Raw genomic sequence first — 12,802 nt, 5'->3', positions numbered from 1 at the left:
AACGAGATGCGACTCCTCCACACCATGCTGCGCGTCGGCAACCTGCAGCGCTCCATCGACTTCTACACCAAGGTGCTCGGCATGAATCTGCTGCGCACCTCGGAGAACCCCGAGTACAAGTACAGCCTCGCATTCATCGGCTATGGCAACGGCAACCCCGACCAGGCCGAGATCGAACTCACCTACAACTGGGGCACCGAGAGCTACGAACTGGGCACCGCCTACGGCCACATCGCCCTCGGCGTGCCCGACGCCTACGCGGCCTGCGAGAAGATCAAGGCCGCCGGCGGCAACGTGACGCGCGAGGCCGGCCCGGTCAAGGGCGGCACCACCGTCATCGCCTTCGTCACGGACCCCGACGGCTACAAGGTGGAACTGATCCAGCGCGACGAGAACGCTGCCGGCGGCGGCCTGCGCTGAAGGCCCCGGCGCCGGATACGCCATGGCAACCGCGAAGAAGCAAGCCGCCACGGCCACGCGCCATGTCGCGCTGCTGCGCGGCGTGAACGTCAACGGCATCACGATCAAGAGCGCGGACCTGAAGGCGCTATTCGTCGAACTGGGCTTCGGCGCGGTGCGCACGGTGCTCGCCAGCGGCAACGTGCTCTTCGACACCGATGAGAGCGACGCCGCCGCGCTGCGCACGCGCATCGAGCAGGCGCTGCGCAAGCGCTTCGGCTACGACGCCTGGATCGTGCTGCTCACGCAGAAGACCGTTGCCGCGATCGCCGCTGCCTACCCCTTCGAACGCATCGACGAGGAGCGCCATCCGTACATCGTGTTCGGCTCCGACAAGGCGATGCTCGACGAGATCATGGAAAAGGCCGGCACGGTCGATGCCAATACCGATACCGAGCGGCTCGAACGCGGCAAGGGCGTGCTGTACTGGCAATGCCCGCGCGGCGAGAGCCTGGACACGCCCGTGGCCAAACTGCTCGGCAAGGCCCGCTACAAGTCGAGCACCACGACGCGCAACCTGCGCACGGTGGAAAAGCTGCTCGCCGACTGATCAGCAGCCCAGCAGCTCGGCCAGCTGGTTGATGTCGCGCGCGTGCAGGTTGTTGTCCGGCTTCGGCGAGACGTCCTTCGGCCGCGCGAGGCCGAACTCGTGGGGCCGCTCGATGTAGGCCGTCTTCAGGCCGCATGCGCGCGCGGCGGCCAGATCGTCGTGATGCGCGGCGGCCAGCATCACCTGGCCCGGCGTCGCGTCGAACACGCCCGCCACGCCGAGATACGTGCGCGGATCGGGCTTGTAGGCTTTGAACACCTCGGCCGAGAGCACGCAGTCCCAGGGCAGGCCGGCACGCTTGGCCATCTCGGTGAGCAGGCCGATGTTGCCGTTCGACAGCGTGCAGATGGTGAACTTCTTCTTGAGCCGCGCGAGCCCCGCCACCGAGTCGGGCCATGCCGGCAGGCGGTGCCAGGCGCGGCTCAGGTCGCGCCTGGCGGCGTTGTCGATGCGATCGGCCAGGCTGAAGTCGTGCAGCACCTGGTCGAGCATGCTCAGGTGCAGCTCGTCGAGCAGCGTGAAGCCGCCCTCGCCCGCGGCGATGCGCTCCATCACCGCCTTCATGGCCGGCTGGTAGCCGGCGCGCCACGCCAGCGCGAAGGCCGCGCCGTCCACGCCAGGGAACACGCGCTCGACCTCGGCGGCGATGCCGCTGTGCCAGTCGACCACGGTGCCGAAGACGTCGAACGCGATGACCTTGAGATCGCTCGCGTCGAATTCAGCGCTGCTCATGGCGGCGGCGCTCAGCGCTGCAGTTGGCTCGCGGCGCGTGCCAGCTGCTCGATGCGTGTCCAGTCGCCGTCGCGGATCGCGTCGGTCGGCACGATCCACGAGCCGCCCACGCAGGCCACGTTCGACAGCGCGAGGAACTCGGCCGCGTTGCCGGCATGGATGCCACCGGTCGGGCAGAAGGTGACATCGCCGAAGGGGCCCTGCCATGCCTTGAGCATCGGCAGGCCGCCGGCCTGCAGCGCGGGGAAGAACTTCAGCTGCGTGTAGCCGTCTTCCTGCGCCGTCATGATCTCGCTGCCGGTCGCCACGCCGGGCAAGAGCGGCAGGCCGATGTCGTGGCATGCCTTGCCGACCGAGCGCGTATAGCCCGGGCTCACGCCGAATTTCGCACCGGCAAGCGCCGCGGCCTGCGCGTCGGCGGCGCTGCGGATGGTGCCGGCGCCGGCCACGGCCTCGGGCACGTCCTTGGCGATGGCTTCGATGCACTGCAGCGCCTGCGGCGTGCGCAGCGTCACTTCGAGCATGCGGATGCCGCCGGCCACCAGGGCGCGCGCGAGCGGGATGGCGTCTTTCACATCGTTCAGCACGATCACCGGAATGACCGGGGCGTCGCGCATCACGTCGAGAGGGGTGAGTTTTTCAGTCATTTCCTGGCTCCAACTGGTTACGTATGCCTCGCCTTGTGGAAGAAGCCGCCCTGGTCACAGCCAGGAGCAGGCCCCCTCTTCGGCGGTCAGTGCATTGCGGCGCATGCCGGCGAACAGCTCACGGCCCAGGCCGTGCCCGTCGGCAATGCGTTGTGCCTCGGGCATCGTCGCGACCTCGCGCGCGGCCCATTCGTCCTCGGGCAGCAACACGGCGAGCGTACCCGCGACGGAGTCGAGGCGGATCAGGTCGCCGTCGCGCACCTTGGCGAGCGGCCCGCCGGCGGCGGCCTCGGGCGAGACGTGAATGGCGGCCGGGATCTTGCCCGACGCGCCGCTCATGCGGCCGTCGGTGACCAGCGCCACGCGGAACCCCTTGCCCTGCAGCACCGACAGCGGCGGCGTGAGCTTGTGCAGTTCGGGCATGCCGTTGGCCTGCGGACCCTGCCAGCGCACCACGCAGACAACGTCGCGCTCCAGTTCGCCCGCCGTGAACGCTTTCTGCAGCGCGGCCTGCGAATCGAAGACGCGTGCGGGCGCCTCGATGACGTGGCGGTCATCGGGCACCGAGGACACCTTGATGACGCTGCGGCCCAGGTTGCCGCTCAGCAGTTTGAGTCCGCCGGTGGCGCTGAAGGGGCTCTCGACGGTGCGGGTGACGGCTTCGTTCTTCAGCGGTGCGGCAGGGGTCCATTGCAGGCGCTTGTCATCCGAACCGCTCGCCAGCGAGGGAATGTTCGCGAATTCGCGGATGCCGCCCGAGCGCACCGTCAGCACGTCGGCATGCATGAGGCCGGCATCGACCAGTTCGCCGATCACGAAGCCGGGGCCGCCCGAGGCCTGGAACTCGTTCACGTCGGCGCTGCCGTTGGGGTACACGCGGCTCAGCAGCGGCACCACGTCGGAGAGCTTCGAGAAGTCGTCCCAGTCGATCAGGATGCCGGCGGCGCGCGCCACGGCCACCCAGTGGATCAGGTGGTTGGTGGAACCGCCCGTGGCAAGCAGCGCGACCATGGCGTTGACGATGCAGCGCTCGTCGACCATCACGCCGATCGGCGGGCAGTCGAAGGGCGCATTGCCCGCCTTGCCCAGCACCGTGCGCACGGCTTCCCGCGTGAGCGTCTCGCGCATCGCGTCGCCCGGCTGGATGAAGGCCGTGCCGGGCACGTGCAGGCCCATGGCCTCCAGCAGCATCTGGTTGCTGTTGGCGGTGCCGTAGAAGGTGCATGTACCGAGCGTGTGATAGGCCGCCATCTCGGCGTCGAGCAGGCCCTGGCGGCCGACCAGGCCTTGCGCGGCCTGCTCGCGCACCTTCGACTTGGCGCCGTTCGACAGGCCCGAGGGCATCGGCCCGGCCGGCACGAACACGGTGGGCAGGTGGCCGAAATGCAGCGCGCCGATGAGCAGGCCGGGCACGATCTTGTCGCACACGCCGAGCATCAGCGCGGCGTCGAACATGTCGTGGGTGAGCGCGACGGCGGTGCTCATGGCGATGAGGTCGCGGCTGAACAGGCTCAGCTCCATGCCGGGCGTGCCCTGCGTAACGCCGTCGCACATGGCGGGCACGCCGCCGGCCACCTGGGCGGTGGCGCCGAGGCCGCGGGCCTCGTTCTTGATGATGTCGGGGTAGCCCTGGTACGGCGCGTGGGCCGAGAGCATGTCGTTGTAGGCGGTGACGATGCCGATGTTGGGCGCGCGCTCGGCCACCACGCGGAACTTGTCGTTGGCCGGAATGCCGGCCACGGCATGCGCCACGTTGGCGCAGCCCATGCGGTCGGAGCCGCGGTCGCGGCTGCGGAGTTCTGCAAGGCGGGTGAGATAGGCGCTGCGCAGCCCCTGGCTGCGCTCGCGGATGCGATCGGTGACATCGCGTACGGTGGGGTTGGTGCTGCTGCTCATGGGGGTCTATGGCTCTTGCTGCTGTCGCCCGGGCGACTCTGGGCCTGGAGGCCCATGGTAACAAGCCGGGTGCGGCAGCCCGATGAAATCCGAGCGCGGGGCAATACGAATTTACCCAGTTGCGCGCTGAAAGAGGCCGCGCACAAAAAAGCCCGGCATGGCCGGGCTTGTTGTTCTTGCGGCGAGGCGGCTGTCAGTCGACCAGCTTGACCTCGACACGGCGCGCCTCGGCGTTGTTGCCCGAGCCGGCCGTCACGGCGGGCTTCTGCAGGTCGACCTTGGCGGCCGGAACGCCCAGGCCCACGAGCACGTCGCGCACCATCTCAGCCCGCTTCTTCGCGAGCTGCTCGTTGATGGCGGCGTCGCCGGTGGTGTCGTGGAAGCCAGAGACCACCGCCTTGCGGCCGCTCTCCACGCCCTTGATGACCGCGGCCAGGGCTTCCGCGGCGCCCGGCGCGAGGTCGGCGCTGCCGGTCGCGAAATAGAAGTTCACCACGCCGTCGACCACGCGGATGCTCGCGCCGTCGGGGATGACCACGGTCACCGTCTCGGTGACTTCGGCCACCTTGGGCGCCGGCTGGGCCGGGGGCGGAGCTGGCATGGTCGTCACCATCGCGGTCACCGCCGGCGGCTTGGCAGCGGCCGCGTTGCCGTGGCCCTTGTGCCAGATGGCGATGCCCACCACGAAGAAGATCACCAGGGCGATCAACGCCATGACGAATCCGAGGATGAAGTTCTGCTGGCTGTCGTCGTCGCTCATCGGGGGTCTTGCTCCGTAAGGAAGGGGCCGGTAAATAATGGTGCGGTGAACCATGATCAGGAAATTGTAGGTGGCGGTTCCGGCACTTCCGTGTCGGAGCCGGCGCCGAACCCCGGTCCGCCGGGACTCGACCCCATGCCCGCGCCCCTGCGCGACCCGCAGCCGATGCTCGAGCGCGCCATCGCCGACTGGGGCGGGCACGAGGACCTCTGGCTCTTCGGCTACGGCTCGCTGATCTGGCGGCCCGAGTTCGACTTCGTCGAGCGGCGCCAGGCCTGGGTGCGCGGCTGGCACCGGGCGCTGAAGATGTGGAGCCGCGTGAACCGGGGCAGCGTGCAGACGCCGGGCCTGGTGTTCGGGCTGCTCTCCGGCGGCAGCTGCCGCGGCATGGTGTTCCGCGTGCCGAAGGCCGAGGGGCTCGAAACCCTGCGGCGGCTCTGGCTGCGCGAGATGCCCACCGGCGTGTACGACCCCAGGTGGCTGCGCTGCGGCACGGCCGACGGCGACGTGCGCGCGCTGGCTTTCACGCTCTCGCGGCGCAGCCCCAACTTCACGGGCGAACTCAGCGACGAGCGCTACCGCCACATCTTCGCTAATGCCGTGGGCCGCTACGGCAGCTCGCTCGACTACGCCCAGCAGACGCTGCTGGAGCTGCGGCGCCATTCGATCCACGACGCCGCGCTGGCCCGGCTGGTGGCGCTGGCCGAGGTGAAGGAGCAGCTGCTGTCGGAGAACGCCGCTGATTGCGATGTGCCGCAGGCTCCGGTATATGTTCCGGGGTCAGCAGACAAGAAGTCTTCCTCCCAACCATCCGGACCCAACAAGGAAAACACATGAACCAAAGTCGTCTCACCGCCATCGGCGCCACCCTCCTCGCGTCGGCCCTGCTGGCCGCCTGCGGCAGCATGGGCGGCAAGCCGAGCTCCGCCGTCGAGCTGGTGCCGACCGCCGCGATCACGCCCAACCCGACGCGCGGCACGGTGACCTTCACCGCCCTCGACCATGGCGTGCGCGTGGCGGGCGAGGTGCGCGGCTTGGTGCCGGGCAGCGAGCACGGCTTCCACATCCACGAAAAGGGCGACTGCGGCGACAACGGCAATGCCTCGGGCGGCCACTTCAACCCGACCGGCGGCACGCACGGCAAGTTCGGCGCGCCGGGCAGCCATGCCGGCGAACTGCCGAGCCTGGTGGCCGACGCCAAGGGCGTGGCCCGCTTCAGCGTGGAAGACCACTCGATCTCGCTCACGCCGGGCGCAGCCAACAGCGTCGTCGGCCGCGCGCTGGTGGTGCACCGCGACCCGGACGACTTCACAACGCAGCCCGCGGGCAACTCCGGCCCGCGCATCGCCTGCGCGGTGATCGCGAAGCCCTGATCGTCGAGAGAAAGAGCTAGGCGCCCTCGCGCGCCAGCCACAGCGCCTCGGCCCTCGCCAGGGCTTCGGGCGTGTCGATGTCGGTGACGACGCCCACGTCGTCCACCGCGAGATCGACGACCGAATCGATGGCGCGCATCGCCCGCAGGACGGACGCCGCGCCGGCAGCCCCCTCCAACGCCGCCAGTTGCGCGCCGCATACGGCGGCGAAGCCCACCGGGTGGCCGCGCTCCCCCAGGTACTGCGGCTGCACGGCATTCACCGCACCGTTCAGAGCGGCCGCCACGGCCCGCAGCGTACGCGGCTGCACCAGCGGCAGATCGCCCGGCAGGATCAGCCAGCCGGCAGCCCCGGAAGTGGCGCGCACGGCCGCGGCAATCGAATCGCCCATGCCGGGATGCCCCGCGTCTTCCACATGCCAGGGCAGCCCGCTGGCGCGCACCGCGTCGAGCGTTCGCTCCAGCACCGGCCTGCCGGCCAGCAGCGCCCTGAGCTTGGAGCCGGTACCGCCGGCCGCGATGAAGCGCTCGCCACGGCCCGAGGCCAGCACGATCACCACCGGGGAATTCGCCTTCTGCGTCGTCATGGGCCGAGTATGTGCGCAACAATCCCGGCATGACTTCCCCTCTTTCCAAAGACGCGCTGGCCGCGCTGCGCAAGAGCTACGAGCGGGCCGAGCTCGATGAGACCCGCAGCGCCGACGATCCGCTCAAGCAGTTCGAGCGCTGGCTCACCGAGGCCGTCGAGGCACAGGTGCCCGAGCCCAACGCGATGACGCTGTGCACCGTGGGCAGCGACCTGCGGCCGTCGAGCCGCATCGTGCTCATCAAGGGCTACGACGCGCGCGGCATCGTCTGGTACACCAACTACGAGAGCCGCAAGGGCCGCGAGCTCTCGGGCAACCCCTATGCGTCGCTGCAGTTCCACTGGGTCGAGCTGGAACGCGTGGTGCGCATCGAGGGCCGGGTGGAGAAAGCCGGCGCAGATGAGAGCGACGCCTACTACGCGAGCCGCCCGCTCGACTCGCGCATCGGCGCCTGGGCCAGCCCGCAGAGCGAAGTGATCAGCGGCCGCGACGTGCTGGTGAAGAACGCAGCCCTCTACGCCGCCAAGCACCTGCTCTCGCCGCCGCGCCCGCCGCACTGGGGCGGCTACCGGCTGGTGCCCGACCGCTGGGAGTTCTGGCAGGGCCGCAAGAGCCGCCTGCACGACCGGCTGCGCTACCGGCTTGAGGGCAGCGACTGGATTCGCGAACGCCTCGCCCCCTGACCCCTACTCCTTGAAGGAACACCGCAGAACCGGCTTTGCCGGGCTGCAGGTGTTGCACCGGAAGGGAGCTGGCGAAGCGACACGAAGTGCGCGCAGCCTGGGGCGAATCAAGCCTCGCAACCGACAACCTTGAACTCGACGCGCCGGTCCAGCGCGTCGCTCGCATCGTCGGCGCCCGTACCGACGATGTTCTCGCGGAATCCCATGCCCGATTCGCGCAGCTTCTTCGACAGCGGCGGGGCCTCTCCCACCAACTTCGCCTTCACGCTCGTCGCGCGCTGCAGCGACAGCCGCTCGTTCACCGCCTCCGAACCCGTGCGGCTGGTGTGGCCCGTGACCACCACGCACGAATCGATCTGCGCCGCCTGCCGCGCGATCTGGCGCAGCCACATCGGATAGGCGGCGCTGATCTTCGGGTCGGACAGGAAGTCGGTCGAGCCCGGCTTGAACAGGAACTTCACGCTCAGGTTGTTGGTTTCGAGCCCGAGCCTGGCGATGGTGCCGAAGGTCTTCTCGGCATCGGCTGTGCGGCCGAGCTGCGATTGCGTGAGGTACAGGCCGCTGTAGATCCGTAGCTGCTGGCCGTCGGGCCGCTTAGATGCGGCCTCGTAGCGGCTCAGCGCCTCGCTCATGCGGCCGGCCTCGTAGGCGGCGGTGGCTTCCTGCAGCACGGTGGCGGTCGGCAGGCGCTCCAGGTAGAGCGCATCGGCGGCCTGGCCGGGCTGCGTCTCCGCGGTGCGGATGTAGCCCTCGACGCCGCGGTCCTTGCCGTTCACCGGGCTGTCGCGGAAGAAGGCGGTGGGGCGTGTGTCGAGCGAGGTGTCGCTGATGCGCGTTACCGACTGCGCGATCACCACGCCGCTCTTGATCTCGGTGAGCGCCAGGTTCAGCCGGTAGGGCCCGCCCGAGGCGTCCTTGTCGCGCACCAGCGTGCCATTGAGCACGTACTGCGCATTGCCGATCTCGGTGGCGTTGAAGGGCGAGACGGTGAACTGCTTGAACTGCGCCTGCATGCGCTGGACGATGCGCTGCTCGGCCACGCGCGTCACCTCGGTCTGCTGGCCGCTGGCGCCTTCGAGCAACGGATCGATCACGATGCGGCGCTGCGTGAGCGTCGACTCCACCTTGGCCAGGAAGGCCGGCAGCTTCTGCGTCTGCACCATCAGGTCGTCCACCGCCTGGTTCACGGCCTGGTCGAAGGGCATGGCGTTGCCGGGCACGGGGCGGTGCGCGCAGGCGGCGGCGAGCACGGCGGCAGCGCACAGCGCGAACGCGCGCAGCGCCAGGCAAGCGCGTTGGATGGTGGTCGTCATCAGCATTGGCTCCTCAATGTCTTCATGTCCTGGTCCGACAGCGGCTCGCCGACGGCGGCGCGCATGTTGATCTCGGTGCAGCGCTTCGACGGCGCGGGGCGCGGCGCGGCGGCTGCTTCGCGTTGCACGGGTGGTTGCGACGGCGGCGGCGCGACCGGCTGCGGGCGAGCCCTGGCCACCGGCTTCGGTTTCAACGGCCCCTCCTCGGCCCTGTCCGCTTTCTCCGCCTTCTCCGCCTTCGCTTCCGCCGGCTCGCGCGGCACGCCCGCCGAAAGGCACGGCGTGCGGCACGGCTTGGGGGCCTCGGCGGCAGTCTCGGCTGCCTGCGCGGGTCGGCCATGCAGCGCGATCACCGTCGCGACCACCGCCATAGCAAGAAGGGGCGAAGAGCGCGCCGGGTAAATCATCAGCCGGCAAATGTAGGTGCGCGAAGGCCGCGCGCCATCTCGCCAAACGGCCACCCTGCCGAACGGCATAGGCGCGCCCGGCGGCAGCGCTAAGGCGAAAGTGCGCGAGAAATTACCTGAAGGAGTCCGAAGGACTCAGGGCAGCCACTGCACGCACATCATCACGAGCGTGAGCGTGGCCAGCGCGAGCACCGTCGACACCACGACGCTGGCGGTTACCAGGTCCTCGGCGGTGCGGTAGCGCTGCGAGAAGAGGAACACGTTGGCGCCGATGGGCAGCGCGGCCGCCACCACCATCACCGTGAGCGGAATGCCGCGCACACCCAGCAGCCATCCGATGAGGGCCACCAGCAGCGGATGCAGCAGGTTCTTCACCAGCGCCTGTGTCAGCGCGCCGCGCCAGTGCCGGCCGATGGGCGTGAGCGCGAGCGTGATGCCCACCATCACCAGCGCGATCGGGCCGAAGGCCTGGCCGAGCAGCTGGATCGGCTTGTCGATCGCCTCGGGCATTGCCAGCCCGGTCTGCGCGAACAGCAGGCCCGCGATGATCGGCAGCGGCACCGGGTGGATGATCGCGTTGCGCAGCGCACGCACCACGGTGCGCGCCATCGAGGGGCGCTTCTCGTTGCCGGAGGCGCCGGCCTGCTCGCGCGCCACGGCCAGCTCCAGCACCACAGTGGCGCTGGTCAGCAGCACCAGCGAATGCAGCGAGATCAGCGTGAGCAGCACCACCATGCCCTCCTCTCCATAGGCCAGGCCGATCAGCGCGATGCCGATCATCACGGTGTTGCTGTAGGTGTTGGCCAGCGCGATCACCGCCGCCGTGCGGTTGAAGCCGCGCAAGGCCAGCGTGCCCGCGAACAGCAGGCCCGAGGCGATGAAGTAGGCGGCCACCGGCTTCAGGCTGAGCTGCTCGACGTGCACCGTGCTCATCGCGCGGAACAGCAGCGCGGGCGCCAGCAGCAGAAAGATGAGGTGAGAAAGATCCTTCACCGCGCCGCCGCCGATCCAGCGCCGCTTGCCGGCCAGGTAGCCCGCGGCGATGAGCACGACCACGGGCACGAGCGAGGAGACGACGATGGAGTTCACCGGGCGAGGATAGCCCACGGACTCCCCTGTCTTGCCCCTTCCCCCTCCGGGGCAAGGTTGGATGGGGGCAGGCGGCGCTTTTGCATGGCCGCGGCCTCATCGGACGCCGCTTGCCCCACCGTTGCCCTCCCCCAGAGAGGGGGAGGAGAAACACACCGATCAGAACGTCACGCGCAGGCCGACCTTCAGCGTGCGGCCCGGCAGCGGCGCATTCGGATACACCGTGCTCGTCAGGATCGAGGTCGCGCTGTAGGCCAGCTTGTTCGTGATGTTGTCCATGCGCGCGTACCAGGTGAGGTTGGCGCGCTGCACCTTCATGCGGTAGGTGATGGCGGCGTTCCACAGCGTATAGGCATCGGTCTCGCGTGCGCCCACCGAGGGAACGCGGCGCTGGGCGGCGTTGTAGTCGAAGCCGAAGCGCGCGCCCCACGGCCCGTTGTTGTAGGCCAGCGTGGCGCCCAGGCGCAGTGGCGCGATGCGCGGCAGCGGCTCGCCGGTGTCGAGGTTCCTGGCGCGCACGATGTCGCCGCGCCATTCCAGGTCGAGCGTGCCCGCATCGTCCATGCGTGCGAAGCCATCGGAGCCCAGCAGGCGCAGGTTGCCGTTGGCCTCGATGCCGGTGAAGCGCGCGCGCACGCCGCCGTAGACGTACTCGGCCAGCGTGTCGGTGGCGCCGGGTTCGGCCACGTTGCCCTCCTCGTCGAGGCTGCGCCCCGTCGCGGTCAGGCCGATGTAGTTGCGAAAGCGCGTGACGTAGGCGTTCACGCGGGCCGTGTTGGGGCCCGACTTCCATTGCGCGCCCAGGTCGAAGCCGGTCGACTTTTCCTTCTTCAGGTTCGGATCGCCCACCTCCCAGGCGCCCGTCGCCACGTGCGGGCCGTTGGCCAGCAGCTCGTAGTCCTTGGGCGCGCGCTCGGTGTAGGCGAGGTTCGAGGTCAGCTGCCACTGCGGCGCGAGGTTCACCAGCGCACCGAATGCAGCGCTGTGCGGGTTGAAGGTGCGCTCGCCGATGGCGAAGCGCGTGACTGTCGGATCGTCCGGATAGCCCAGCGAGCGGATGCGGACCTGCTCGGTGCGCGCGCCGAAGCTCAGGCGGCCCCACGAAGTGCCGTACTCCTCGTGCAGGAAGAACGCGTTGGAGCGCGTGCGGCTGTGCGGCGCGAAGGCTTCCTCGCCGTCGGCGGCGAAGCGATTGGTCTCGCTGCTGAAGCCGACCAGGCCCTCGAAGTTGCCGATCTTCCGGTGGCGCGCCTCGATGCGCAGGTCGTTGCTCATGTTCGAGAAGGTGGTGCCGGGCGTGCCGCCCTCGAACTCGGTATGGCGGTAGTCGGTGTGGCTGAGCTTGGCGTGGATGCTGCTGATGAAGCCGCCCGGGCGCCACTCGCCTTCGAGCGCGTAGCGGTCGGACTTCATGTTGATGGTCACGTCGTCCTCGGCCACCGTGCCGTACTTGCTACGGTAGCTGCTGACCGAGGCGCCGATGTAGCCCTGGTCGAAGAACAGCGTGCCGCCGAGCGCGCCGCCGTTCGCCTCGTTGGCCGAATTGCAGATCTTGCGCGCCGTCCAGGGCGAGCCGGGCTTGCTGCACTCGAGGGTGATCGGCACCGAGACGTCCTTCGAGTCGCGGTTGAAGGCGTCGACGTGCAGGGCGAAGCGGTCGTTGCCGCCTTCGAGCACCACGCCGCCGTTCTTCTCCTTGTTGCCGGTGGAATAGCCCAGGTCGGCGCGGCCTCCGAAGCCGTTGATGGGCTCCGAGGGAATGCGGTTGTCGATCACGTTGACCACGCCGCCCACGGCGCTGCCGCCGTACTGCAGCGCCGAGGGGCCGCGCAGCACCTCGATGCGCTCGGTGACCAGCGCATCGACTGGCACGGCATGGTCGTAGCTGAGCGAGGAGGCATCCGGCGCGGCGCCTCCGTTCTGCAGGATGCGGATGCGGTCGCCGTCCTGGCCGCGGATGATCGGCCGGCTGGCGTTGGGACCGAAGTAGCTGCTGCTCACGCCCGGCACGTTGTCCAGCGTCTCGCCGAGAGTCGATTGGGAGCGCAGCAGCAGCTTGTCGCCGGACAGCGCGGTGGTGGGCGCGATCAGGTCGGTGGCGCCCAGCGGGTTGCCGGTGACGGTGATCTCGCGCAGGCTGGCGGCGTCGGCGGGCTGGGCCGGGGCAGCATCGGATGCCTGCGTCTGGGCCATGCTTGCGAAGGAGGCAAGCGAAAGAACGGCAACGCCGATGGCGTTGCGACGGAAATTGGGGGTCATGAATGGAAACTCGGTGAATCAAGGGACGACCAGCCGCCACCGCGCGCA

14 protein-coding genes are annotated in these 12,802 nt (G+C 69.3%); 5 read left to right on the top strand and 9 right to left on the bottom strand.

What is annotated here, in order from left to right:
* The first annotated feature begins 6 nt into the window (after nucleotides 1-6).
* Nucleotides 7-420 carry a lactoylglutathione lyase gene (gloA, locus tag ABL844_RS10365; RefSeq protein WP_126024106.1) on the top strand — a complete coding sequence of 138 codons (414 nt, stop codon included), beginning with the start codon at nucleotides 7-9 and terminating at the stop codon, nucleotides 418-420.
* A gap of 22 nt (nucleotides 421-442) precedes the next feature.
* Nucleotides 443-1,009 (top strand): DUF1697 domain-containing protein, encoded by a 567-nt coding sequence (locus ABL844_RS10360; RefSeq protein WP_418131187.1) that lies wholly within the window; start codon nucleotides 443-445, stop codon nucleotides 1,007-1,009.
* Here ABL844_RS10360 and ABL844_RS10355 read toward each other — a convergent pair whose 3' ends face one another.
* The 4 genes from ABL844_RS10355 to ABL844_RS10340 all read right to left on the bottom strand — a co-directional run bounded on the left by ABL844_RS10355 (nucleotide 1,010) and on the right by ABL844_RS10340 (nucleotide 5,044).
* Nucleotides 1,010-1,741 (bottom strand): haloacid dehalogenase type II, encoded by a 732-nt coding sequence (locus tag ABL844_RS10355; RefSeq protein ID WP_418119772.1) that lies wholly within the window; start codon nucleotides 1,739-1,741, stop codon nucleotides 1,010-1,012.
* Between the two features lie 11 nt (nucleotides 1,742-1,752).
* Entirely contained in the window at nucleotides 1,753-2,388 is a 636-nt protein-coding gene (gene eda, locus ABL844_RS10350; RefSeq protein WP_369658845.1) for a bifunctional 4-hydroxy-2-oxoglutarate aldolase/2-dehydro-3-deoxy-phosphogluconate aldolase, read from the bottom strand.
* A gap of 54 nt (nucleotides 2,389-2,442) precedes the next feature.
* Nucleotides 2,443-4,284 (bottom strand): phosphogluconate dehydratase, encoded by a 1,842-nt coding sequence (gene edd, locus ABL844_RS10345; protein WP_418131186.1) that lies wholly within the window; start codon nucleotides 4,282-4,284, stop codon nucleotides 2,443-2,445.
* Between the two features lie 193 nt (nucleotides 4,285-4,477).
* Nucleotides 4,478-5,044 carry an OmpA family protein gene (locus tag ABL844_RS10340; RefSeq protein WP_418131185.1) on the bottom strand — a complete coding sequence of 189 codons (567 nt, stop codon included), beginning with the start codon at nucleotides 5,042-5,044 and terminating at the stop codon, nucleotides 4,478-4,480.
* A gap of 135 nt (nucleotides 5,045-5,179) precedes the next feature.
* Here ABL844_RS10340 and ABL844_RS10335 point away from each other — a divergent pair, with 135 nt between their 5' ends.
* Entirely contained in the window at nucleotides 5,180-5,881 is a 702-nt protein-coding gene (locus ABL844_RS10335; RefSeq protein WP_418131184.1) for a gamma-glutamylcyclotransferase, read from the top strand.
* Nucleotides 5,878-6,417, top strand: a complete 540-nt coding sequence (locus tag ABL844_RS10330) for a superoxide dismutase family protein (RefSeq protein WP_126024099.1) — start codon at nucleotides 5,878-5,880, stop codon at nucleotides 6,415-6,417. The genes ABL844_RS10335 and ABL844_RS10330 overlap by 4 nt, the downstream gene beginning before the upstream one ends.
* A gap of 16 nt (nucleotides 6,418-6,433) precedes the next feature.
* Here ABL844_RS10330 and ABL844_RS10325 read toward each other — a convergent pair whose 3' ends face one another.
* Nucleotides 6,434-7,003, bottom strand: coding sequence for a nucleotidyltransferase family protein (locus ABL844_RS10325; protein ID WP_418131183.1), 570 nt, complete (start codon nucleotides 7,001-7,003; stop codon nucleotides 6,434-6,436).
* A 29-nt stretch (nucleotides 7,004-7,032) separates the two neighbouring features.
* On the opposite strand from ABL844_RS10325, the gene pdxH reads away from it, so the two are divergent.
* Nucleotides 7,033-7,686: a pyridoxamine 5'-phosphate oxidase gene (pdxH, locus tag ABL844_RS10320; protein WP_126024097.1), complete on the top strand. Its 654-nt coding sequence runs from the start codon at nucleotides 7,033-7,035 to the stop codon at nucleotides 7,684-7,686.
* A 107-nt stretch (nucleotides 7,687-7,793) separates the two neighbouring features.
* On the opposite strand, the gene ABL844_RS10315 is transcribed toward pdxH, so the two are convergent.
* The 4 genes from ABL844_RS10315 to ABL844_RS10300 all read right to left on the bottom strand — a co-directional run bounded on the left by ABL844_RS10315 (nucleotide 7,794) and on the right by ABL844_RS10300 (nucleotide 12,754).
* Nucleotides 7,794-9,005, bottom strand: coding sequence for an OmpA family protein (locus ABL844_RS10315; protein ID WP_369658849.1), 1,212 nt, complete (start codon nucleotides 9,003-9,005; stop codon nucleotides 7,794-7,796).
* Nucleotides 8,999-9,406 carry a hypothetical protein gene (locus tag ABL844_RS10310; RefSeq protein ID WP_418131182.1) on the bottom strand — a complete coding sequence of 136 codons (408 nt, stop codon included), beginning with the start codon at nucleotides 9,404-9,406 and terminating at the stop codon, nucleotides 8,999-9,001. The genes ABL844_RS10315 and ABL844_RS10310 overlap by 7 nt, the downstream gene beginning before the upstream one ends.
* Before the next feature lie 135 nt (nucleotides 9,407-9,541).
* Complete coding sequence (locus ABL844_RS10305; protein ID WP_369658851.1) at nucleotides 9,542-10,495, bottom strand: AEC family transporter; 954 nt, start codon at nucleotides 10,493-10,495, stop codon at nucleotides 9,542-9,544.
* A gap of 159 nt (nucleotides 10,496-10,654) precedes the next feature.
* Nucleotides 10,655-12,754, bottom strand: coding sequence for a TonB-dependent receptor (locus ABL844_RS10300; protein ID WP_418131181.1), 2,100 nt, complete (start codon nucleotides 12,752-12,754; stop codon nucleotides 10,655-10,657).
* Nucleotides 12,755-12,802: the final 48 nt, after the last annotated feature.

It is taken from the genome of Variovorax sp. 278MFTsu5.1, assembly GCF_048305045.1.
In the GTDB taxonomy this organism is placed as follows: Bacteria; Pseudomonadota; Gammaproteobacteria; order Burkholderiales; family Burkholderiaceae_C; genus Variovorax; species Variovorax guangxiensis.
The sequence above is the reverse complement of the archived record's forward strand: the minus strand, read 5'-3'. Positions and strand labels throughout refer to the sequence as shown.

Coding starts and splice junctions, on each gene's coding strand:
- gloA (WP_126024106.1), top strand. CDS start 7: ATGCGACTCCTCCACACCATGCTGCGCGTCGGCAACCTGCAGCGCTCC.
- ABL844_RS10310 (WP_418131182.1), bottom strand. CDS start 9,406: ATGATTTACCCGGCGCGCTCTTCGCCCCTTCTTGCTATGGCGGTGGTC.
- eda (WP_369658845.1), bottom strand. CDS start 2,388: ATGACTGAAAAACTCACCCCTCTCGACGTGATGCGCGACGCCCCGGTC.
- ABL844_RS10335 (WP_418131184.1), top strand. CDS start 5,180: ATGCCCGCGCCCCTGCGCGACCCGCAGCCGATGCTCGAGCGCGCCATC.
- ABL844_RS10330 (WP_126024099.1), top strand. CDS start 5,878: ATGAACCAAAGTCGTCTCACCGCCATCGGCGCCACCCTCCTCGCGTCG.
- ABL844_RS10340 (WP_418131185.1), bottom strand. CDS start 5,044: ATGAGCGACGACGACAGCCAGCAGAACTTCATCCTCGGATTCGTCATG.
- edd (WP_418131186.1), bottom strand. CDS start 4,284: ATGAGCAGCAGCACCAACCCCACCGTACGCGATGTCACCGATCGCATC.
- pdxH (WP_126024097.1), top strand. CDS start 7,033: ATGACTTCCCCTCTTTCCAAAGACGCGCTGGCCGCGCTGCGCAAGAGC.
- ABL844_RS10325 (WP_418131183.1), bottom strand. CDS start 7,003: ATGACGACGCAGAAGGCGAATTCCCCGGTGGTGATCGTGCTGGCCTCG.
- ABL844_RS10355 (WP_418119772.1), bottom strand. CDS start 1,741: ATGAGCAGCGCTGAATTCGACGCGAGCGATCTCAAGGTCATCGCGTTC.
- ABL844_RS10360 (WP_418131187.1), top strand. CDS start 443: ATGGCAACCGCGAAGAAGCAAGCCGCCACGGCCACGCGCCATGTCGCG.
- ABL844_RS10300 (WP_418131181.1), bottom strand. CDS start 12,754: ATGACCCCCAATTTCCGTCGCAACGCCATCGGCGTTGCCGTTCTTTCG.
- ABL844_RS10315 (WP_369658849.1), bottom strand. CDS start 9,005: ATGCTGATGACGACCACCATCCAACGCGCTTGCCTGGCGCTGCGCGCG.